Origin of the sequence: Pseudomonas sp. B14(2022) (assembly GCF_012030485.1) — a bacterium.
Lineage (GTDB): Bacteria > Pseudomonadota > Gammaproteobacteria > Pseudomonadales > Pseudomonadaceae > Aquipseudomonas.
Genome location: NZ_JAAUVM010000018.1, coordinates 100675 through 121805, shown reverse-complemented (window position 1 = coordinate 121805; position 21131 = coordinate 100675). Strand labels below are relative to the sequence as shown.

Genomic DNA, 21131 nt, shown 5'->3' with positions numbered 1-21131 from the left:
TTGCTTAATTCATCCAGCCCTTGACCCAATCCATCACCGATTCCGCATCTGCAGGGGCACCGCCACCGCACGCAGCACCGGGTGGTGGTTCGCTGCCGCGAATATACGGCATCTGCACCGCGCCCGGACAGTTGGCATCGGAGCCCTGGCCGGTATGCGGATCAATCCAGGCCTGCACGATGTTATCCGGCTGCGGCATGTTCAACGGCAGCGGGTCGGCCTTGCGCATGAAACTGGTCCAGACCTGCAATGCGCCGGTGGCACCGGTGAACGGCGTCTTGCCGTTGTCGTCACGACCCAGCCACACCACTGCGAGCACATCCTGGCCGAAACCTGCGAACCAGCTGTCACGCGAGTCGTTACTGGTACCGGTCTTACCCGCCAGTGTCAGGTTGGAAGGCAAAACCTTATAGACCGAGCTACCGGTACCTTCACGCATCACGCGCTGCATGGCGTTCTGGATCAGATAGATGGAGCCCGCATCGAAACGCTGCTGAATCTGGAACGGATAGCGCTTGAGCGGCTCACCCTCGGCTGTCAGTACACTGCGGATCCCGCGCATCGGCGTATTGAAGCCACCGTTGGCGAGGGTCTGGTACATCGTCGCCACTTCGATCGGCGTCATGGCGCCGGCGCCGAGCAGGATCGATGGGAAGGCCGGGAATTCGCGGGTGATGCCCAGACGAGCCAGTGTCTTGAGGACATTCGGCACGCCAACCTCCAAGCCGAGCCGAGACGTGGAAATGTTGTAGGAGTGCGCCAAGCCCTGATACAGGAACACCGTGCCGTGGGAGCGGCGATCAAAGTTCTGCGGCGTCCAAACCTGGCCGTCGCCCCCTTTGACCGACAGCGGGTCATCCGACAGCCAACTGGTGAGGGTGTATTTGCTCGGCTTTTCCAGCGCCGTCAGGTAGACCGCCGGCTTGACCAGCGAGCCGATCGGCCGCACGGCATCCAGTGCGCGATTGAAACCGGCAAAGCTGGCCTGGCGACTGCCGATCATGGCCTGGACTTCACCGGTTTCCGGGTTGGTCACCACCATTGCGGCTTCTACTTCATCGGCGCCCTTACGGCCCGTCAGGCGCTTGAAGGTGTCGTTGACCGATGCTTCTGCCTTCATCTGCAGAATCGGGTCGAAGCTGGTGAAGATCCGAAGGCCTTCTTCGGTCAAGTCTTCGTCGCGGTAGTCTTCACGCAACTGGCGTTTTACCAGATCGATAAAGCCTGGGAACGAACTGTCCGCCAACTTCCCGCGGGTTGTCACACCCAGTGGCATTTTCTTCGCCGCGGCAACTTGTTCCGCCGTGGCAACGCCTTGCTGTTCAAGCACATCGAGCACCAGGTTACGGCGCTCCAGCGCACGCTCCGGATTGCGACGCGGGTTGTAATAGGAAGGCCCCTTGACCATGCCTACCAACAAGGCGACTTGATGCAACTTCAACTCGGACAGCGGTTGGCCGAAGAAGAACTGGCTGGCCAAACCGAAACCGTGCACGGCGCGTTGCCCATCCTGGCCGACGAATACCTCGTTGAGGTATGCCTCAAGGATCTCCTGCTTGCTGTAGTGCAGCTCAAGCAGCATCGCCATCATGGCTTCGGTGAGCTTACGGGTCAGGCTGCGCTCGTTGGTCAGGTAGAAGTTCTTCACCAACTGCTGGGTCAGCGTGCTGCCGCCCTGGGTCATCTTGCCGCCGGAAGTATTCACCCAGATGGCACGGGCAATCGACTTCGGCGAAACGCCCCAGTGACTATAAAAGTCACGATCCTCTACAGCCACCAACGTTTCCAGTAGATACGGCGGCACCTGATCAAGCTTGATCAGGATGCGATCTTCAAGATTCTTCGGGTAAATCCCGCCGATCATCAGCGGTTCAAGGCGTACCACCGGCAACTTCGAGCCGTTGAGGGAGGACAGTTCGGCGACGTAGTCGCCGGAAAAGCGCACGCGCACTGGCTGGGCTTTCTCCAGGCCTTCATAGAACTGAAAGCCGCGAGTATTGAGGTCGACGGTGTTACCGCTGACCGCAGCCGCCCCCGGACCATTGCTCACGGGTTCGCGTCGATAGCCCAGGGCGTCGAGTTCGGTGAGGAAGTCATCCTTGCTCAGCTTCTGGCCGGTGAACAGTTCCAACGGGCGTGCATACACCTTGGCCGGGATAGTCCAGCGCTTGCCGGAGAATTTCTCCTGGACCACAGCGTCGAGGTACACCGCAAAGCCAGCGAGCACCACAAGGCCTACCAGGCCGAGCTTGAGCGCCCAGCCAAGCCACGGTCGCAGGCCGCGGGAGGGAGGTTTTTTACGGGAACGGGGAGATCGGGATCGAGTCATGGCGGCGGATTATACGCACTTTATTGATGATCAACATGAGCCGGACAGCGGTTTGCATGACCGCCCGTAGCAGCCATAATGCGCGCCATGATTTCCCCCCGACTCTGAAGGATCGCCCGTGAGCCAGTCACTGATCGCAGCCCTGCAAAACCCGGCTTTGTACCCTCATCCGGTTGAAGCGTTCCAGGTCATCGAAACGCATATTTCATGGGTCATCCTGACCGGCCCCTACGCCTATAAATTGAAGAAACCGATGAACTTCGGGTTTCTGGACTTCACCGACCTGGACAAACGCGGGCACTTTTGCAACGAAGAACTGCGCCTCAACCAGCGCCTGACAACGGATCTGTATCTGGAAGTGTTGCCGATTACCGGCACTGCCGACGCCCCGCAATTGGGTGGCGACGGCCCGGTGATCGAATACGCACTGAAGATGCGTCAGTTCCCGCAAAGCCAACTGCTCAGCACCCTGCAAGCCAATGGCGAACTGACCGCCACGCACATCGATGAAATGGCAACGCAGATCGCGCACTTTCACCTCACCGCACCAAAAGTGCCGCAAGACCACGCAGCTGGCACCCCCGATGAAGTGATGGCGCCGGTACGGCAGAACTTCGACCAGATCCGTCCATTCCTCAGCGACAAGGCCGACCTGATTCAACTGGAAGCCCTGCAAGCCTGGGCCGAAAGCAGTTTCGAGCGCCTGAAACCGCTGCTGGCACAGCGCAAGCTCGACGGTTTCACCCGCGAGTGCCACGGTGACATCCACCTCGGTAACGCCACTTTGATTGACGGCAAGGTAGTGATCTTCGACTGCATTGAGTTCAACGAGCCGTTTCGCTTCACCGATGTGTACGCCGACACCGCTTTCCTGGCCATGGACCTGGAAGACCGCGGCCTCAAGTCCCTGGCCCGCCGCTTTATCAGCCAGTACCTGGAGCTGACCGGTGACTATCAGGGCCTTGAAGTGCTGAACTTCTATAAAGCCTACCGCGCCCTGGTACGTGCCAAGGTGGCGCTGTTCAGCATGCCGAGCGAGGCAAGCCCGGTGCAACGCGCCACGACCCTGCGCCAATACCGCAACTACGCCAACCTGGCGGAAAGCTACAGCACCATTCCATCGCGTTTCCTGGCAATTACCCACGGTGTCTCGGCAGTCGGCAAAAGCCACGTTGCCATGCGCCTGGTGGAAGCATTGGGCGCTGTACGCCTGCGCTCGGACGTGGAGCGCAAGCGCATGTTCGGCGAGCAGCAGGTCGAAAACACGCCACAGGCCGGCATCTATGCGTCCGACGCCAGCGCCAGGACCTACGCTCGCTTGAATGACATCGCGGATACCGTGCTGCGTGCCGGCTTCCCCGTAGTACTGGATGCCACCTTCCTCAAACGCGAACAACGCGACGCAGCAGCCAAGGTGGCCGAAGCTACGGGCGCGCCGTTCCTGATCCTGGACTGCAACGCGCCACAAGCCGTTATCACCAGTTGGTTGGCGCAACGTCAGGCCGACAAAAACGATCCGTCCGACGCTACGCTGGTCGTTATAGAAGAACAGCAGGCCAACCGTGACCCACTGACCGCCGAAGAACTGTTACTGAGTAAACGCGTCGAGACCAATCAAAGCGGAACCCTCGATGCGCTAGTCGCACAAATTCGCCAGCGCCTGCCAGGCCTGTAAGAAAAATTTCTTGGTCGTGTCGTCTACTTGGACGCACGCCCAAGAAATAGTGGCACTATAATGGCGTCATAAATCCAACAGGAGTCGTTTTCATGAGTCAGCCCAAGCTTCTAGATACACCGCTCTACGCACTCCTGCATAAAGACGATATTCGTGGTTTCAATCAGGCACGCCCAGCAGACGGCATTATCGACATGCGCGGCGGCGACTTCCGTGGTCTGGACTTGCGCGACCTGAACGCGGCCGGTGTAGATTTCACCGACGCGTATTTCCGCTCCACCGACTTGCGCGGCCTGGATTTGCGCAACTGCTCCCTGGAAGGCGCCAGCCTCGCCCATGCGCAGATTTCGGGCACCTACTTCCCGCCTGAATTGACTGCCGATGAGATTCTCATGTCGGTCAATTTCGGCACGCGCCTGCGCTACCGCACCAAGTAACACTCAACTCAAGCCCGACTACGCGCAATGCGTAGCGGGCACTTCCCTCCTGCCCGCCGTCAAAATTCCCGCGCCATTCTTATAAGCTTTTGGGCCGTTTCGGACCAAAGAACCACGCTTTTCCTACTGAGCGCTACACTCCTGTTCAGGCTTGCCTGGTTACGATACCCACCGCACCATTCGGCCGTCGCAAGGAGGCTTGATGAACGATGAGCTGCAACACCTGAAAAACCTTGGCAAGACGTCAGCGCAGTGGCTGCATGCGGTGGGCATCCACAGTGCATCCGACTTGCGTCGCCTGGGAGCGGTCGATGCCTATCGAGCCGTAAGGACTCGTGGGTTCCGCGCATCAAAAGTTTTGCTTTATGCGATCGAAGGGGCACTGATGGACGTGCACTGGAACGACATCCCGGTCGAGCGTAAGGAAGCGTTGAACCGCCAGCTGGATGCTATTTCAGCGCGTCAGAAAAACTAGATCGTCCTGCAAGACCCAATGGTTATGCACACTTCAAACGGACGTTTGAGAAAAACAGAAGATCATTCAAAAACAATTGTTGACTCTCAAATGAGAATCGTTATGATTATCACAACTGGTCGCGAGATCAGCCGATAACTGAAAGACCATTGGTTCGGACTCTCAGATTATCTCCTCATCAGGCTAATCACGGTTATTTGACCCGGCTTTTGCCGGGTCTTTTTTTGCCTGTGAAAAAGCACGCCTCAGCGTGCAATGATTAACGGATGTCCACGCTCCGGGTGCGGCTGTACCAATACTTCCAAGCCAAATACGGCTTTAAGTGGCTCGGGCCGCAGCACCTGCGCCGGTGTATCCAGCGCGTGGGGACGCCCCTGCTCCAACAGCAAAATGCGATCACAGTAGCGCGCTGCCAGGTTCAGGTCATGGAGGATCACCAGCACCGCCGCACCACGATCGGCAAAGGTGCGAATCGCTTGCAGGGTCGTGTGTTGATGCAGTGGATCCAGCATCGATGTCGGCTCATCCAGCAGTAATGTCTGCCCCGCCTCACCCGGCCATAGTTGCGCCAGCACCCGCGCCAAGTGCACACGTTGACGCTCGCCGCCCGAAAGAGCCAAGTAACTGCGACCATTCAAGTGTGCGACATCCGCCGCCTGCAAGGCTGCGTGGATAATTTCATCATCGCGCACACGCCCCGTCTGATGGGGCAAACGGCCCATGCCGACCACCTCTTCGACACGGAACGCGAAGTCCAGGGTCGAGGTTTGTGGCAACACCGCCAGCCGCTGCGCGCGCTGCGGTCCGCTCCAGTCTTTCAACGCCTGCTGACCCAGCCACACCCTGCCCTGATCGGGGTGTAACTCACCGCACAACGCCCCCAGCAACGTACTCTTACCCGCGCCATTGGGGCCCAGCACACCGAGCACTTCACCCGGTAGCAGATCCAGAGTGACATCCGCCAGCACGACCTTGTGGCCACGCCGGATCTGCAGGTCTTCAACACGCAGCATCAGGCACGCCCCCGCAACAACAGGTAAAGAAAAAATGGCGCACCAATAAATGCAGTCACGATACCAATCGGCAGTTCAGCCGGCGCCAGGGCCAGTCGCGCGACCAAATCGGCAAACAGCAACAAACTCGCGCCCGCCAATATCGAAGCCGGCAACAGCACGCGGTGATCTGGCCCGGCCAGCAACCTGACCAGATGCGGCACCACCAGCCCGACAAAACCGATCATGCCCGCCGCAGCCACCGCAGCGCCTACCCCTAATGCAGTACAGAACACCAACTCGCGCTTGAGCCCTTCAACATCAATACCCAGGTGACTGGCCTCCGATTCGCCGAGCAACAGCGCATTCAGCGCCTTGGCCCGGCGCGGCAGCCAGAGCGCCACACCGACACTGACCAGCAATAAAGGCCATAACCGCGAATAGCTCGCGCCGTTGAGACTGCCAAGGTTCCAGAACGTTAGGGTACGCAGGGTGGCGTCGTCCGCCAGGTAGGTGAACAGGCCCACCGCCGAGCTTGCCAACGCAGTAAGGGCGATACCGGCGAGCAGCATCGTAGCCACATTGGTCTGACCGTTACGCCGCCCCAGTCGATAGACCAGCGCGGTCACGCCCAGCCCGCCCAGAAACGCGCATAGCGATAGCAGATAAGGCCCGAAGGCATCCGGTAACCCACCGAAAAACGCCCCCCCGACAATGGCGATTGCCGCCCCCAGTGCCGCCCCGCTGGAAACCCCGACCAACCCCGGATCGGCCAACGGGTTACGAAACAACCCTTGCATGGCCACGCCCGACAATGCCAATACGCCGCCAACCGCCAAACCGAGCAACGTACGCGGCAAACGAATCTGCCCCAGGATCAACTCAGCCTGTTCCAGGCCTTGCGCTTCTATCGGCACGCCCATCAAGCGCAATGCCGCCTTGAGCGTATCCAGCAGCGGCAAGCTCACCGGCCCCAGTGCCAACGAGAGCCAGGTAGCCAACAGACATAACAGCGCCAGGCCGATGAACAGCGTTTTCGGTTTAACCAAAGTGGTCATGGGCCGGGTTTAGTCTGTGACGGATAAAAGCCGGCCGAGAGCTTCACAAGACTTTGCGGCAGACGCGGCCCGAGCCCACCAACCAACAGGGTCGGGTCAAGCTCGAAAACGCGGCCACGCTTGGCCGCCGGCGTCGAAGCCAGGATCGGATTCTCCTTGAACAACGCCGCGCGCGCCGCGTCCCCCGTCAGGGCGCGGTCGGCAAATACCAGCACATCCGGGCTCAACCCCGCCAACGACTCCACCGAAAACGGCTTGTAACCGCTGTGTGTGGCCAGGTTACGCCCGCCGGCCTGCTGCAACATCCAATCGCCCGCCGTGTCCTTACCGGCAATCAGCGGCTTGCCGCCAGCATGACCGATCAGCAGCAACACGCCAGGTGCCTTCTGCGAGGCCCGTGCCTTGGCCACCCAGCTTTTCTGCTGATCAAGCGCCTGTTCATATCCGGTAAACAATTCACTGGCCTTAGCCTCATCTCCCAGCAACTTACCCAAGTGCTGAAGATTACCCTTCAAGGTCGGCAAATCCGGCTGCGCCGAGAACATTTCGACCTGGACACCTGCACTGCGAATCTGCGCCAGCACCGGCGGCGGCCCCATCTCTTCAGTACCCACCAGCACCTGTGGACGAAGGCTGAGAATGCCTTCGGCCGACAATTGCCGCTGATAGCCGATACTGGGCAACGCCTTGAGCGATTCAGGATGCTGGCTGGTGGTGTCCACGCCAACCAACTTCGGCTCACCGCCCAACGCCGTGACCCATTCCGACAGCGCCCCACCGGCACTCACCCAGCGTTGTGGCAGTTCAGAGGCTTGCGCCCCAGGGTTGACCAGCAGTCCGACAACAAGCGCAATAGCGCTGGTACTCAGGCGCATAACAGGGTTTCCTTCCAAGGGCAGGGCCTTTCGAGCACCCGTCGATGTGACAGATAACCCCTGCCGGGCATCGAACTGAGCACCCAGTCAGCTAACGGGCGAAGCCGGCATTTGATAATTGTTTGCATTTGAACGTCAAGGCACTTAAGGATTGAAATGAAGTTTCTCTGCCCCTCGGACACGCTCGCGCCCAACAGCAGCCTCGGTTTTACGATTGATGGCACGCCGCTGCTGGCGGTACGCCGGGACGGCATCGCCTACTTCTATATCAACCGCTGCCCACATCGCGGCATCCCACTGGAATGGCAGCCCGACCAGTTCCTTGACGACAGCGCCAGCCTGATCCAATGCGCCACCCACGGCGCGCTGTTCCTGATCGAAAGCGGCGAGTGCATTGCCGGACCATGCGCAGGTAAAAGCCTCAAGGCCCTGCACGGTCGCGAGGACGAGCAGGGCCTGTGGGTGGATCTCTAGCCGAGCAGCACGTCTAACCGACGATCCACGCAAATCTCCTGGGACGTCACGCACACCCCATATGCCAACACTTCCACCCCGGCAGCTTTAGCCTCGCGCAAGGCCGCACCATAGGCGGCATCGATTTCCAGCGCCGGGCGCACTGCGTCAATCCCGGAGAGGTTGACGCAATACAACTGCACTGCCCGCACCCCTTCACGCGCCAGATGCGCCAGCTCTCGCAGGTGCTTGGCGCCACGCTGGGTCACGGCATCGGGGAAGGCGGCAACCCTCGTGCCATCAAACCCCAGCGTGACGCTTTTGACTTCCACATAAGCCGCGCCGTCCGGATATTCCAGGCGAAAGTCGATACGGCTTTTTTCCTGGCCGTAGGGCACTTCACGCTTCAACGCGGTGAAACCGTTGAGTTCCGTGATCACGCCAGCGCGTAAAGCCTCCTCGACCAACTGATTGGCGCGTGCCGTGTTAACGCACGCCAAGCGGCCCTGGGGCGTTTCGGCAATTTCCCAGGTGCCGGGCAACTTGCGCTTGGGATCATTGGAACGACTGAACCAGACCTGCCCGCCTTCCACCATGCAGTTGAGCATCGTACCGGTGTTTGGGCAGTGAATAGTCAACAACTCGCCGGTAACTGTTTCGATATCGGTGAGAAAGCGCTTATAGCGGCGAATCAGTCGGCCTTCTTCGAGGGGAGGATGAAAGCGCATCAGCCTTGCCAGCTCCTTAGGCCACGCTGGATTCGTTCCACCGCCTCCTGGAGTCGCTCAAGGTTTTGCGTGTAGGCAAAGCGCACATGATGGCCTGCTTGATAGCGACCAAAATCCAGACCGGGTGTAAATGCGACATGCTCGGTTTCAAGGAAATGACGACAAAACGCGAAGGCATCTCCGCCGAACGCACTGATATCGGCATACAAATAGAACGCCCCTTCCGGCTCTACGGCAATCCCGAAACCCAACTCGCGCAAGGCGGGCAGCAGGAAGTCGCGACGACGGCCAAATTCGGCACGGCGCTCCTCCAGAATGCTCAGGGTTTGCGGGGTAAAGCAGGCGAGCGCTGCATACTGGGCCATGCTGGGCGCGCTGATATAGAGGTTTTGCGCCAGCTTCTCGAGTTCGCCGACTGCAGCGGGCGGCGCGACCAGCCAACCCAAGCGCCAGCCGGTCATGCCGAAATACTTCGAAAAACTATTTAGGACGAAGGCCTCATCGTCGACCTCCAGCACGCTGGCGGCGTCAGTGCCGTAGGTCAGGCCGTGATAGATCTCGTCCACCACCAGATGGCCGTTACGCACCTTGATTGCATCGGAAAGCCCGGCTAATTCATCGCGCGCAAGGATCGTGCCGGTGGGATTCGCCGGGGAGGCAACCAATGCGCCCACGCTGTCCTGATCCCAGTGTTTGGCCACCAGGTCAGCGGTCAGTTGATAACGCACCTCAGGGCCTACCGGCACCAGTTGCGCGGCGCCTTCCACCAGTCGCAGGAAGTGCCGGTTACACGGGTAACCTGGGTCTGCCAGCAGCCAATGCTTGCCTGGATCCACCAGCAGGCTGCTGGCCAACAACAAGGCGCCAGAGCCACCAGGCGTTATCAGAATACGCTCGGGGTCCACGTTCAAACCGTAGCGCTGCTGGTAGAAACCACTGATGGCTTCACGCAATTCCGGCAGGCCACGGGCCGCGGTATAACGGGTCTTGCCATTGGCCAACGCCGCCTGGCCGGCCTGGATGATCGGCTCGGCGGTGGTGAAATCAGGCTCGCCGATCTCCAGGTGGATCACATCATGGCCTGATGCTTGCAGCTCATTGGCTCGCGCCAGCAACGCCATGACATGAAAAGGTTCGATGGCGCGACTGCGCGCACTGTAGGGCTGAGCCATTAGCCTTCCTTAACGGTGAGGACAAAATCAGGATTCTACCGAACCCTCGCGGTAAAACATGCTCTATTGCCTGCCTGGCCGTCCAAGATGAACCCGGCGAGCGCTTGCAAAACGACTAAAATCAACATTCGAGACGATGCATACCCAGCCACAGCGGGCTGCTGCAGTTTGCAACCCCTGCGTGACGGGCCTCGACAACCGGGAGTGGCGCGCCCTGAATCTATCTGGTAAGTTCGCCCGCTTGCAGCCGCAGGGCCGGCAGGTGTCGGTGACGTTGCAATCCTGCGCAATGGATTAGAAGAGTGAGAGGCGGTCTATTCATGTCCACCCAAGCAAAGCAACAGAGCATCAGCGGCTTCCAACCCTACGTTGAATCGAAGGGTGAGGAATACATGGGCAAGCCCATGCGCGAGCACTTCTCCAAAATCCTGAAGCAGTGGAAGCAGGACTTGATGCAGGAAGTCGACCGCACGGTTGACCATATGAAGGATGAAGCCGCCAACTTCCCTGACCCGGCAGACCGTGCCAGCCAGGAAGAGGAATTCGCCCTCGAACTGCGCGCCCGTGATCGCGAGCGCAAACTGATCAAGAAAATCGACAAGACGCTGCAACTGATCGAAGACGAAGAATACGGCTGGTGCGAATCCTGTGGTGTCGAGATTGGTATCCGTCGCCTGGAAGCCCGCCCAACCGCGGACCTCTGCGTAGACTGCAAGACCTTGGCTGAAATCAAGGAAAAACAGGTCGGCAAGTAATCCTGCCGAGCTGAACGAATGGGGCGTGCAAACGCCCCATTTTTGTTTCTGGGATTTGCCGATTTTCCAGTAGTATCCGGCCCATGACTGCCTCTACCTATATCGGGCGTTTCGCCCCCACGCCCAGCGGCCACCTGCACTTCGGTTCCCTGGTCGCCGCCCTCGCCTCCTACCTCGACGCCCGCGCCAACCATGGCCGCTGGCTGATGCGCATGGAAGACCTTGACCCTCCCCGCGAAGAGCCCGGCGCCCAGGCGGCAATCCTGCATGCCCTGGAGAGCTACGGTTTTGAGTGGGATGGCGAACTGGTCCGACAAAGCGAGCGGCATGACGCCTACGCCAAAGTACTGAACGATATGTTCAACCACGGCCTGGCCTACGCCTGCACCTGTTCACGTAAACAACTGGAGCCCTACGACGGGATTTACCCAGGCCTGTGCCGAAATGCCGGCCACGACCAGCAGGATGCCGCCATCCGCCTGCGTGTCCCCGAGTTGGAGTACCACTTTACTGACCGTGTACAAGGAGAATTCCGGCAACACCTGGGCCGTGATGTCGGCGACTTCGTCATCCGTCGCCGCGATGGCCTCTACGCCTACCAACTGGCCGTGGTGCTCGACGATGCCTGGCAAGGGGTTACCGATATCGTGCGCGGCGCCGACCTGCTCGACTCCACGCCACGCCAGCTGTACCTGCAGGAATTGCTGGGCCTGCGCCAACCGCGCTACCTGCACGTACCGTTGATCGTCCAGCCGGACGGTAACAAGCTGGGCAAATCCTATCGCTCCCCGCCGCTGAATCCCGACCAGGCCACGCCGTTGCTATTGAGAGCCCTGCGCGCCCTTGGCCAGCAGCCTGGCGACGAACTGCTTCATGCCAGCCCGCGGGAGTTGCTGGATTGGGGCATTGTGCACTGGGAGGCCAGCAAGATCCCGCGCGCACTGACGCTGGCCGAAGCGCAATTAAGCTGAAGGCGCTTGCAGCCTGCCAGCCATCCGTTACCATCGCCGCAGTTTTTTAATCAGAGGCCAACATGTACATCTATCGATTGGTCCTGCTGCTGGTCGTCGGGATCTACCTGTTTTCCCCCGCCATCATGGATTGGTGGATCGACGCCACGGGCGCCTGGTATCGCCCCTATCTGCTGTGGCTGATCCTGATCGTCGTGACCTTCATCCTGCAGAGCCAAAAAGATGCCGATGAGCTTTAGCCTCACCCAGATGCTGCTGATCAGCGCTGCCTACCTGGCTGCACTGTTCGGCGTTGCCTGGATCAGTGAGCGCGGAATGATTCCGCGGGCGATCATTCGCCATCCGTTGACCTACACCTTGTCCTTGGGCGTCTACGCCAGTGCCTGGGCGTTTTATGGCACGGTGGGCCTGGCCTACCAGTATGGTTATGGCTTCCTCTCCAGCTACCTTGGCGTGTCCGGCGCCTTTCTGCTGGCGCCGGTATTGCTGTATCCGATCCTGAAAATCACCCGCACCTACCAACTGTCGTCCCTGGCCGACCTGTTTGCCTTTCGCTTTCGCAGCACCTGGGCCGGCGCACTGACCACCATTTTCATGCTGATCGGCGTGCTGCCCCTGCTGGCCCTGCAAATCCAGGCAGTGGCCGACTCCATCAGCATCCTGACCCGCGAGCCCGTGCAACACCGCGTCGCCCTGGCCTTCTGCGCGCTGATCTCACTGTTCACGATCTTCTTCGGGTCACGCCATATCGCCACCCGCGAGAAACACGAAGGGCTGGTATTTGCGATTGCGTTCGAGTCGGTGATCAAGCTGATCGCCATCGGCGGCGTTGGCCTCTACGCGCTCTATGGCGTGTTCGACGGCCCGCAACAGCTGGAACTGTGGCTGCTGCAAAACCAGACCGCACTCGCCGCCCTGCACACCCCGTTGCAGGAAGGCCCATGGCGCACGCTGTTGCTGGTGTTCTTCGCCTCGGCGATCGTAATGCCGCACATGTACCACATGACCTTCACCGAGAACCTCAACCCGCGCTCGCTGGTCAGCGCCAGTTGGGGCTTGCCGTTGTTCCTGCTGCTGATGAGCCTCGCGGTGCCGCTGATCCTGTGGGCCGGCCTGAAACTGGGGGCTACCACCAATCCCGAGTATTTCACCCTGGGTATCGGTATCGCCGCCAATAGCCCAGCGTTGGCGCTGCTGGCTTACGTCGGCGGCTTATCTGCTGCCAGCGGGCTGATTATCGTCACGACGCTGGCCCTTTCGGGCATGGCCCTCAATCACCTGGTGCTACCGCTGTACCAGCCGCCCGCCGAAGGCAATATCTACCGCTGGCTGAAATGGACGCGACGCGCATTGATCGTCGCGATCATCACCGCCGGCTACGGGTTCTACCTGCTGCTCGGCGCCGGGCAAGACCTGGCCAACCTGGGCATCGTCGCCTTTGTCGCCACCTTGCAATTCCTGCCGGGAGTGTTGTCGGTGCTGTACTGGCCGACCGCCAATCGCCGCGGGTTTATCGCCGGGCTGCTGGCCGGGATCCTGGTATGGATCGTCACGATGCTGCTGCCGTTGGTCGGCAACCTGCAGGGTTTCTATATTCCGCTGCTGAACATGATCTATGTGCTGGACGACACCAGTTGGCACATGGCCGCGATTGCCTCGCTGGCCGCCAACGTTCTGATGTTCACCCTGATCTCACTGTTCACCAATGCCAGCGCGGAAGAGACCAGCGCCGCCGAGGCGTGCGCGGTGGATAACGTGCGTCGACCGCAACGCCGCGAACTGCACGCGGCCTCACCCCAGGAATTCGCCACACAACTGGCCAAGCCCCTCGGCGCCAAGGCGGCTCAGAAGGAAGTCGAGCAGGCGCTGCGCGATCTGTACCTGCCCTTCGACGAGCGCCGCCCCTACGCTCTGCGCCGCCTGCGCGACCGCATCGAAGCCAACCTGTCCGGCCTGATGGGCCCCAGCGTGTCCCAGGACATGGTGGAAACCTTCCTGCCGTACAAGGCCGGCGGCGAAAACTACGTCACCGAGGACATCCATTTCATCGAAAGCCGGCTGGAGGATTACCACTCACGCCTCACCGGCCTGGCGGCCGAACTCGACGCCCTGCGCCGTTACCATCGCCAGACCCTGCAGGAACTGCCGATGGGCGTGTGTTCCCTGGCCAAGGATCAGGAAATCCTGATGTGGAACAAGGCCATGGAAGAACTCACCGGCATCGCCGCGCAACGGGTGGTGGGCTCGCGCCTGAATACCCTGGGCGATCCGTGGAAAGAACTGCTACAAGGTTTTATCAATTTGCCCGACGAGCATTTGCACAAGCAACACCTGGCCCTCGACGGCCAGACGCGCTGGCTCAACCTGCACAAAGCCGCGATCGATGAACCGCTGGCACCCGGTAACAGCGGCCTGGTGCTGCTGGTCGAAGACCTGACTGAAACCCAGATGCTCGAAGACAAGCTGGTGCACTCCGAGCGCCTGGCCAGCATTGGTCGCCTTGCAGCGGGCGTGGCCCACGAAATCGGCAACCCGATCACCGGTATCGCGTGCCTTGCGCAGAACCTGCGGGAAGAGCGGGAGGAGGACGGCGAAATCATCGAAATCAGCGGGCAGATCCTCGAACAGACCAAGCGCGTCTCGCGCATCGTGCAGTCGCTGATGAGCTTTGCCCATGCCGGCGGCCATCAGAATCTGGATGAGGCCGTGTGCCTGGCCGAAGTGGCCCAGGATGCCATTGGGCTGCTCGCCTTGAACCGGCGCAATTTCGAAGTACAGTTCTTCAACTTGTGCGACCCCGACCATTGGGTCGACGGCGACTCACAACGCCTGGCCCAAGTGCTGATCAACCTGCTGTCCAACGCCCGCGATGCAACCCCGGCCGGTGGCGCAGTACGCGTCAAGACCGAGGCTTTCGAGCATACCGTCGATCTGATCGTCGAAGATGAAGGCAGCGGCATCCCACAGAACATCATGGACCGATTGTTCGAACCCTTTTTCACCACCAAGGACCCAGGTGAAGGCACCGGTCTGGGCCTTGCACTGGTCTATTCCATCGTTGAAGAGCATTATGGACAAATCACCATCGACAGCCCGGCTGACACCGAAAGCCAACGCGGCACCCGTATTCGGGTGACCCTGCCGCGTCATGTCGAAGCGACGTCCGCTGTGAACTGAGACCGTCGAGAGAATTGAATCAATGCCGCACATTTTGATCGTCGAAGACGAAACCATTATCCGCTCTGCCTTGCGTCGCCTGCTTGAACGTAATCAGTACCAGGTCAGCGAAGCCGGCTCGGTGCAGGAAGCACAAGAGCGTTTCAGCATCCCCACGTTCGACCTGATTGTCAGCGACCTGCGCCTGCCTGGCGCGCCGGGCACCGAGTTGATCAAGCTTGGCCAGGGCACTCCGGTGCTGATCATGACCAGCTACGCCAGCCTGCGCTCGGCGGTGGACTCCATGAAGATGGGCGCGGTGGACTACATCGCCAAGCCTTTCGACCACGATGAAATGCTCCAGGCCGTGGCCCGCATCCTGCGTGATCGCCAGTCAGCCATCAGCGTGCAGGCCGAACAACGTCCCGCCGGCAAAGCGACCAACGGCGCCGACAAACCGGGTGTCGACAACAGTAACGGCGAGATCGGCATCATCGGCTCCTGCCCGCCAATGCAGGATTTGTACAGCAAGATCCGTAAAGTCGCGCCGACCGACTCCAATGTATTGATCCAGGGCGAGTCAGGCACCGGTAAAGAACTGGTGGCCCGCGCCCTGCACAATTTGTCCAAGCGCGCCAAGGCACCGATGATTTCGGTGAACTGCGCAGCGATCCCCGAATCCCTGATTGAGTCCGAATTGTTCGGCCACGAGAAAGGCGCGTTTACCGGCGCCAGTGCCGGGCGTGCGGGCCTGGTGGAAGCGGCGGACGGCGGTACGCTGTTTCTTGATGAGATCGGCGAACTCCCACTGGAAGCACAGGCACGATTGCTGCGCGTGCTCCAGGAAGGCGAAATTCGCCGTGTGGGTTCAGTCCAATCGCAGAAGGTTGACGTGCGCTTGATCGCGGCAACCCACCGCGACCTCAAGAGCCTGGCCAAGATCGGCCAGTTCCGTGAAGACTTGTATTACCGCCTGCACGTAATTGCCCTCAAGCTGCCGGCCCTGCGTGAGCGCGGCGCCGACGTGAATGAGATCGCCAACGCATTCCTGCTGCGCCAGAGTGCACGTATCAACCGTACCGACCTGACGTTCGCGCCCGACGCCGAGCAGGCGATTCGGCATTACTCGTGGCCGGGTAACGTGCGAGAACTGGAGAATGCGGTCGAACGTGCGGTGATCCTGTCGGAGAGCCCGGAAATTTCTGCCGAACTGCTGGGTATCGATATCGAACTCAGCGACTTGGAGGATGACGACTTCATCGGCCTGGCCCCGACACCGGGCGGCGGTAGCAATACCAGCCATGAGCCGACGGAAGATTTGTCACTGGAAGACTACTTCCAGCATTTCGTCCTTGAGCATCAGGACCACATGACCGAGACCGAGCTGGCCCGCAAGCTGGGCGTGAGCCGTAAGTGCCTGTGGGAACGCCGCCAGCGCCTGGGCATTCCACGGCGCAAGACCGGGGTTGCCAGCGAAAGCTGAGGGCGGGCCCCCAGAGGTAACACCCTCAGATGTGAAAAAACTGTTACCGCGGATATTTCGCGTAACAAAAGCCGGGGCTTACGGTAACGAAGCCCCGGCTTTTTTTCGCCCGTCAAAAACCCAAAACCACCTCAAACCCCCGGTTTTACTGGGCGGAGCAAAAGTTGGCACGCACCCTGCTATATGCTTAGTACAAAAACAATAACAAGCTTTGTACAAGACAATAAAAATAAAACGAATCGACTCACGCATAACAAAAACAACACGGCGGAGGCGCAGCTAACTGATTCTTTTGGAGAGGCGTTGCATTTGGGGCTTGCCCCGCAACCAGGCCGAGAACAACAAAAACTGCCCTAAGGCAGAGCCTGAACTGGTTGGATCGTAGATCAGCAACACAGCGACCAAAGCAATCCGTTTGCTCTTAACTCCCGATTGGGAGTGTCATGAAGGTGAAGCTTCATGGCGAGGGCGATCAACAAAAACAAGAAGCCCGAAACCAATAATAAAAATAGAGCATGCAACTACTTCTGGGGGAGCTTCGGCTCCCCTTGTAGTTTCCAGGATTTGACGATTTAAGGCTTATGGTGCAACGCCGAAGCTTGTTCCTACACCATCCCCTGACTAAATGCTAGAATCCCCGCCCATCATGCGGTCATTCTTCGTTATGGCCGAACATTCCTTCAAACAGTGCATCCCATGCTGAAGAAGTTGTTCCAGTCATTCCGTTCTCCCTTGCGTCGTACGCAACACAAACGCAGCACGCCTGAAGTGCTCAACAGCAGCCAGCATTCGTTGCAGCGCGCTCAATTCAGCCGTTATGCGGTGAATATCGTCGAACGGTTGCAGAACGCCGGTTACCAGGCCTACCTGGTAGGTGGTTGTGTACGCGACATGCTGCTCAATATCACGCCCAAGGATTTCGACGTCGCCACCAGCGCCACGCCTGAGCAAGTGCGTGCCGAGTTTCGCAATGCGCGAATCATCGGCCGCCGCTTCAAGCTGGTGCACATCCACTTTGGTCGCGAAATCATCGAGGTCGCGACCTTCCGTGCCGGCCATCCGCAAAACGATGAAGAGGAAGACACCAATCAGTCTTCCCGCAACGAGAGCGGGCGCATCCTGCGCGACAACGTCTACGGCACCCTGGAAGAGGACGCGCAGCGCCGCGACTTCACCATCAATGCCCTCTATTACGATCCGGTCAGCGAACGCATCCTCGATTACGCCAATGGCGTACACGACATCCGCAATAACCTGATCCGCCTGATCGGCGACCCGACGCAGCGCTATCAGGAAGATCCGGTGCGCATGCTGCGAGCCGTGCGCTTCGCCGCCAAGCTCAACTTCGGTATCGAGAAACACACCGCCGCACCGATACGCGAGCTGGCACCGATGCTGCGGGAAATCCCATCCGCGCGTCTGTTCGAAGAAGTGCTCAAGCTGTTCCTCTCGGGCTACGCCGCCGACACGTTCGAAATGCTGGTCGACCTGCAGTTGTTCGACCCACTGTTCCCGGCCAGTGCCGAAGCACTGGAACACAACCCAACCTATACCCACACGTTGATCAGCGAAGCGCTGATCAACACCGACCTGCGCATCAAGCAGAACAAACCGGTAACACCGGCATTCCTGTTTGCCGCCCTGTTGTGGCCGGCCCTGCCCAAACGCGTACTGCGCCTGCAGGACCGTGGCATGCCGCCTATCCCGGCCATGCAGGAAGCCGCTCACGAGCTGATCGCCGAACAGTGCCAGCGCATCGCTATCCCGAAACGTTTCACCCTGCCGATCCGCGAGATCTGGGACATGCAGGAACGCCTGCCCCGCCGCAGCGGCAAGCGCGCCGACCTGCTGCTGGACAACCCACGCTTCCGCGCCGGTTACGACTTCCTGCTGCTGCGCGAAAGCGCCGGTGAGCAGACCGACGGCCTGGGCGAATGGTGGACCGACTATCAGGATGCCAATGACAGCCAACGCCGCGACATGATTCGCGACCTCGGCAGCAAGGGTGACGGCGAAGGGGCTGGTCCGAAAAAGCGTCGTCGCAGCGGCACCAAGCGCAAACGCAGTGCGGCGGATGCCTCTGGCGCTGCGGGCGAATAAACGTGGAACGCATCTACATCGGCATGGGGAGCAACCTGGCGGCCCCGGACCAGCAATTGCGCAGCGCTATCGAAGCGCTGGCGCAATTGCCAGACACCTGCGTCGCGGGTGTGTCCGCCTTTTACCAAAGTGATTCCCTGCTCCCGGGCCAACCGCGCTACACCAATGCGGTTGCCGCCCTGGACAGCAGCCTTGCGCCACTTGAGTTGCTGGATGCGCTGCAAGCCATCGAAAACGACCAAGGCCGCGAGCGCCTGGAACGTTGGGGCCCTCGCACCCTTGACCTGGACATTCTGCTGTTTGGCGATCGCCTGATCGACGAGCCGCGCCTGAAGGTGCCTCACTACCAGATGCACCTGCGTGCGTTTGTGCTGTATCCACTGGCCGAGCTGGCGCCTGCCGCATTGCAGTTGCCGGATGGCAAACGCCTCAGCGCCCTGCTTGAAGCCTGCCCGTTTGTCGGCCTGGAACGGCTCCCTGTTGCTGAATCGCGTCAGTAACAGCGGTAACACCGCCATCGTAACAATGCGGTAACACATCCAATTGACTTCCCGTGTCCTCCTCACGACTATAGGCGTCCCGCTGCCGCCAACCCGGCGCTGAAGGGCGCAATCCAGGCCTTATAAGCACTGCTCTCAAGACAGTGCGCCTGAATAAACGAAGACTCACGCGCGTAACTCGCTGTTTCCAAGCGCCTGAACGAGGACCCTTTTCATGCCAGACATTACCCTGACCACCTTGCAGAGCCTCAAGCTCAAAGGTGAAAAAATCACCATGCTGACCTGCTATGACGCCACCTTCGCCCACGCCAGTTGCCAGGCCGGGGTTGAAGTGTTGCTGGTGGGCGATTCACTGGGCATGGTCCTTCAAGGGAATGACAGCACCCTGCCCGTCACCACCGATGAACTGGCCTACCACACCGCCAGCGTCAAGCGCGGCAACGACGGCGCATTTATCATCGCCGACCTGCCTTTCATGGATTACGCCACCGTCGAGCAGACCTTCCTGAACGCCGGCAAACTGATGCGTGCCGGTGCGCACATGGTCAAAGTCGAGGGCGCCGTATGGCTCGCCGAGTCGATTCGCCTGCTGGCTGAACGCGGCGTGCCAGTCTGTGCGCATATGGGCCTTACGCCACAGTCCGTGAACATCCTCGGCGGCTACAAGGTACAAGGCCGCAACGAAGCCCAGGCGCGCCAGATGCGTGCCGATGCCATCGCCCTGGAACAGGCGGGCGTTGCGATGATCCTGCTCGAATGCGTGCCCAGCGAACTCGCAGCAGAAATCACCCAGGCTGTTAAGGTGCCGGTGATCGGCATTGGCGCAGGCTCGGCCACCGACGGCCAGGTGCTGGTACTGCACGACATGCTCGGCCTGTCGATTACCGGCCGCGTGCCAAAGTTCGTGAAGAACTTCATGACTGGGCAGGACAGCATCCACGCCGCCTTGAGTGCCTACGTCGCCGAAGTCAAAGGCGTGACCTTCCCAGGCGCCGAACACGGATTCTCTGCATGAACACCGTAAAAACCGTACGCGAACTCAGAGCCGCCGTCGCCCACGCCCGCAAGGCAGGCAAACGCATCGGCTTCGTGCCCACCATGGGCAATCTGCACAGCGGCCATGCCAGCCTGGTCAGCAAGGCTGTGCAACAGGCGGACTTTGTCGTTGCGAGTATTTTCGTCAACCCGCTGCAATTTGGCGCCGGCGAAGACCTGGACAAGTACCCTCGCACCTTGGCCGCCGACCAGGAAAAGCTCTTGCAGGCCGGCTGCAACCTGCTGTTCGCGCCGACCGTCGAGGAGATGTACCCCGGCGGCATGACCGGCCAGACCCGTGTCAGCGTCCCGCAGTTGTCCGAAGGTTTGTGCGGCGCCAGCCGTCCCGGGCATTTCGAAGGTGTGGCGACGGTGGTCAGCAAATTGTTCAACATGGTCCAGCCAGACATGGCTGTATTTGGCCAGAAGGACTACCAGCAACTGGCCGTGATTCGCGCCATGGTCCATGACCTGAACATGCCGATCCAGATCATTGGCGAGCCCACCGTACGCGCCGATGATGGCCTGGCGCTGTCCTCGCGCAACGGTTTTCTCAGCAGAGAAGAACGTGCGATCGCACCGGTGCTGTACCGCAGCCTCAGCCAGATTGCCGCAGCCATCAAAAGCGGTGATCACGACTTCGCCAGACTGCGTGCCGAACAGGTGCAGCAGATAGAGGCGGCCGGGTTGCGCCTGGACTACCTCGAAGTGCGCCAGGGCGTGCACCTGCGGACCGCTACGGCGGAGGATCGGGATATTGTGATACTGGTGGCAGCCTTTCTAGGCACGACCCGCCTGATCGACAACCTGCATCTGAACCTCGACTGACCCCTCCGAACACCCCGTCGACTGCCCTGATCGCTGTGCCGGTATAAAAAAGTACCGGCCACAGCGCAGACAAAGCCAAGACATATCGACACGCTAGGTTTAATGTAAT

19 protein-coding genes are annotated in these 21131 nt (G+C 60.0%); 13 read left to right on the top strand and 6 right to left on the bottom strand.

Translation table 11 applies throughout. The annotated features are described in order from the left end of the window. Nucleotides 1-4: 4 nt before the first annotated feature. Nucleotides 5-2329 carry a penicillin-binding protein 1B gene (mrcB, locus tag HCF10_RS23075; RefSeq protein WP_145336537.1) on the bottom strand — a complete coding sequence of 775 codons (2325 nt, stop codon included), beginning with the start codon at nucleotides 2327-2329 and terminating at the stop codon, nucleotides 5-7. Between the two features lie 118 nt (nucleotides 2330-2447). Between mrcB and HCF10_RS23070 the strand changes: the two genes are divergently transcribed. The 3 genes from HCF10_RS23070 (at nucleotide 2448) to HCF10_RS23060 (ending at nucleotide 4916) form a co-directional block, all read left to right on the top strand. Beyond that, nucleotides 2448-4004, top strand: coding sequence for an AAA family ATPase (locus HCF10_RS23070; RefSeq protein ID WP_167656479.1), 1557 nt, complete (start codon nucleotides 2448-2450; stop codon nucleotides 4002-4004). A gap of 92 nt (nucleotides 4005-4096) precedes the next feature. Continuing rightward, nucleotides 4097-4441, top strand: coding sequence for a pentapeptide repeat-containing protein (locus HCF10_RS23065; protein ID WP_131699425.1), 345 nt, complete (start codon nucleotides 4097-4099; stop codon nucleotides 4439-4441). A gap of 202 nt (nucleotides 4442-4643) precedes the next feature. Next, nucleotides 4644-4916, top strand: coding sequence for a TfoX/Sxy family protein (locus HCF10_RS23060; RefSeq protein ID WP_105698742.1), 273 nt, complete (start codon nucleotides 4644-4646; stop codon nucleotides 4914-4916). Nucleotides 4917-5161: 245 nt separating this feature from the next. Here the strand turns inward: HCF10_RS23060 and HCF10_RS23055 are convergent, their stop codons facing one another. Genes HCF10_RS23055 through HCF10_RS23045 form a run of 3 tightly spaced genes read right to left on the bottom strand, consistent with a single transcriptional unit; the run spans nucleotide 5162 to nucleotide 7841 of the window. After that, complete coding sequence (locus HCF10_RS23055; protein ID WP_167656478.1) at nucleotides 5162-5929, bottom strand: heme ABC transporter ATP-binding protein; 768 nt, start codon at nucleotides 5927-5929, stop codon at nucleotides 5162-5164. Then, nucleotides 5929-6912, bottom strand: a complete 984-nt coding sequence (locus HCF10_RS23050) for a FecCD family ABC transporter permease (protein WP_167656483.1) — start codon at nucleotides 6910-6912, stop codon at nucleotides 5929-5931. Before HCF10_RS23050 ends, HCF10_RS23055 begins: the two co-directional genes overlap by 1 nt. Before the next feature lie 50 nt (nucleotides 6913-6962). Next, nucleotides 6963-7841, bottom strand: coding sequence for a heme/hemin ABC transporter substrate-binding protein (locus HCF10_RS23045; RefSeq protein WP_167656477.1), 879 nt, complete (start codon nucleotides 7839-7841; stop codon nucleotides 6963-6965). 156 nt (nucleotides 7842-7997) lie between these two features. Here HCF10_RS23045 and HCF10_RS23040 point away from each other — a divergent pair, with 156 nt between their 5' ends. Then, a complete protein-coding gene (locus tag HCF10_RS23040) occupies nucleotides 7998-8315 on the top strand; it encodes a Rieske (2Fe-2S) protein (RefSeq protein ID WP_131699421.1) in 318 nt (105 codons plus the stop codon). On the opposite strand, the gene sfsA is transcribed toward HCF10_RS23040, so the two are convergent. Next, complete coding sequence (gene sfsA / locus HCF10_RS23035) at nucleotides 8312-9022, bottom strand: DNA/RNA nuclease SfsA (protein WP_167656476.1); 711 nt, start codon at nucleotides 9020-9022, stop codon at nucleotides 8312-8314. The two genes, HCF10_RS23040 and sfsA, sit on opposite strands and share 4 nt — an antisense overlap. Continuing rightward, on the bottom strand, nucleotides 9022-10194 hold the full coding sequence (locus tag HCF10_RS23030; protein WP_167656475.1) for a pyridoxal phosphate-dependent aminotransferase: 1173 nt from the start codon (nucleotides 10192-10194) through the stop codon (nucleotides 9022-9024). Before HCF10_RS23030 ends, sfsA begins: the two co-directional genes overlap by 1 nt. Nucleotides 10195-10514: 320 nt before the next feature. Between HCF10_RS23030 and dksA the strand changes: the two genes are divergently transcribed. The 9 genes from dksA to panC all read left to right on the top strand — a co-directional run bounded on the left by dksA (nucleotide 10515) and on the right by panC (nucleotide 21022). Beyond that, nucleotides 10515-10949, top strand: a complete 435-nt coding sequence (gene dksA, locus HCF10_RS23025; RefSeq protein WP_005791430.1) for an RNA polymerase-binding protein DksA — start codon at nucleotides 10515-10517, stop codon at nucleotides 10947-10949. A gap of 83 nt (nucleotides 10950-11032) precedes the next feature. Further along, on the top strand, nucleotides 11033-11920 hold the full coding sequence (gluQRS, locus tag HCF10_RS23020; protein WP_167656474.1) for a tRNA glutamyl-Q(34) synthetase GluQRS: 888 nt from the start codon (nucleotides 11033-11035) through the stop codon (nucleotides 11918-11920). 62 nt (nucleotides 11921-11982) lie between these two features. Beyond that, complete coding sequence (locus tag HCF10_RS23015; RefSeq protein ID WP_003176118.1) at nucleotides 11983-12159, top strand: hypothetical protein; 177 nt, start codon at nucleotides 11983-11985, stop codon at nucleotides 12157-12159. Further along, complete coding sequence (locus HCF10_RS23010) at nucleotides 12143-15097, top strand: sensor histidine kinase (RefSeq protein WP_167656473.1); 2955 nt, start codon at nucleotides 12143-12145, stop codon at nucleotides 15095-15097. Before HCF10_RS23015 ends, HCF10_RS23010 begins: the two co-directional genes overlap by 17 nt. 22 nt (nucleotides 15098-15119) lie before the next feature. Next, a complete protein-coding gene (locus HCF10_RS23005) occupies nucleotides 15120-16559 on the top strand; it encodes a sigma-54-dependent transcriptional regulator (protein ID WP_131699416.1) in 1440 nt (479 codons plus the stop codon). Nucleotides 16560-17255: 696 nt separating this feature from the next. Then, on the top strand, nucleotides 17256-18659 hold the full coding sequence (locus HCF10_RS23000; RefSeq protein ID WP_131699415.1) for a polynucleotide adenylyltransferase PcnB: 1404 nt from the start codon (nucleotides 17256-17258) through the stop codon (nucleotides 18657-18659). A gap of 2 nt (nucleotides 18660-18661) precedes the next feature. Beyond that, a complete protein-coding gene (gene folK / locus HCF10_RS22995) occupies nucleotides 18662-19159 on the top strand; it encodes a 2-amino-4-hydroxy-6-hydroxymethyldihydropteridine diphosphokinase (protein ID WP_131699414.1) in 498 nt (165 codons plus the stop codon). A 214-nt stretch (nucleotides 19160-19373) separates the two neighbouring features. After that, entirely contained in the window at nucleotides 19374-20174 is an 801-nt protein-coding gene (gene panB, locus HCF10_RS22990; RefSeq protein WP_145336547.1) for a 3-methyl-2-oxobutanoate hydroxymethyltransferase, read from the top strand. Further along, nucleotides 20171-21022, top strand: coding sequence for a pantoate--beta-alanine ligase (panC, locus tag HCF10_RS22985; RefSeq protein ID WP_131699412.1), 852 nt, complete (start codon nucleotides 20171-20173; stop codon nucleotides 21020-21022). The genes panB and panC overlap by 4 nt, the downstream gene beginning before the upstream one ends. The last annotated feature ends 109 nt before the right edge of the window (nucleotides 21023-21131 follow it).

Coding starts and splice junctions, on each gene's coding strand:
- HCF10_RS23005 (WP_131699416.1), top strand. CDS start 15,120: ATGCCGCACATTTTGATCGTCGAAGACGAAACCATTATCCGCTCTGCC.
- HCF10_RS23040 (WP_131699421.1), top strand. CDS start 7,998: ATGAAGTTTCTCTGCCCCTCGGACACGCTCGCGCCCAACAGCAGCCTC.
- HCF10_RS23030 (WP_167656475.1), bottom strand. CDS start 10,194: ATGGCTCAGCCCTACAGTGCGCGCAGTCGCGCCATCGAACCTTTTCAT.
- panB (WP_145336547.1), top strand. CDS start 19,374: ATGCCAGACATTACCCTGACCACCTTGCAGAGCCTCAAGCTCAAAGGT.
- HCF10_RS23010 (WP_167656473.1), top strand. CDS start 12,143: ATGCCGATGAGCTTTAGCCTCACCCAGATGCTGCTGATCAGCGCTGCC.
- mrcB (WP_145336537.1), bottom strand. CDS start 2,329: ATGACTCGATCCCGATCTCCCCGTTCCCGTAAAAAACCTCCCTCCCGC.
- HCF10_RS23015 (WP_003176118.1), top strand. CDS start 11,983: ATGTACATCTATCGATTGGTCCTGCTGCTGGTCGTCGGGATCTACCTG.
- HCF10_RS23060 (WP_105698742.1), top strand. CDS start 4,644: ATGAACGATGAGCTGCAACACCTGAAAAACCTTGGCAAGACGTCAGCG.
- HCF10_RS23065 (WP_131699425.1), top strand. CDS start 4,097: ATGAGTCAGCCCAAGCTTCTAGATACACCGCTCTACGCACTCCTGCAT.
- HCF10_RS23045 (WP_167656477.1), bottom strand. CDS start 7,841: ATGCGCCTGAGTACCAGCGCTATTGCGCTTGTTGTCGGACTGCTGGTC.
- panC (WP_131699412.1), top strand. CDS start 20,171: ATGAACACCGTAAAAACCGTACGCGAACTCAGAGCCGCCGTCGCCCAC.
- HCF10_RS23000 (WP_131699415.1), top strand. CDS start 17,256: ATGCTGAAGAAGTTGTTCCAGTCATTCCGTTCTCCCTTGCGTCGTACG.
- sfsA (WP_167656476.1), bottom strand. CDS start 9,022: ATGCGCTTTCATCCTCCCCTCGAAGAAGGCCGACTGATTCGCCGCTAT.
- HCF10_RS23055 (WP_167656478.1), bottom strand. CDS start 5,929: ATGCTGCGTGTTGAAGACCTGCAGATCCGGCGTGGCCACAAGGTCGTG.
- dksA (WP_005791430.1), top strand. CDS start 10,515: ATGTCCACCCAAGCAAAGCAACAGAGCATCAGCGGCTTCCAACCCTAC.
- gluQRS (WP_167656474.1), top strand. CDS start 11,033: ATGACTGCCTCTACCTATATCGGGCGTTTCGCCCCCACGCCCAGCGGC.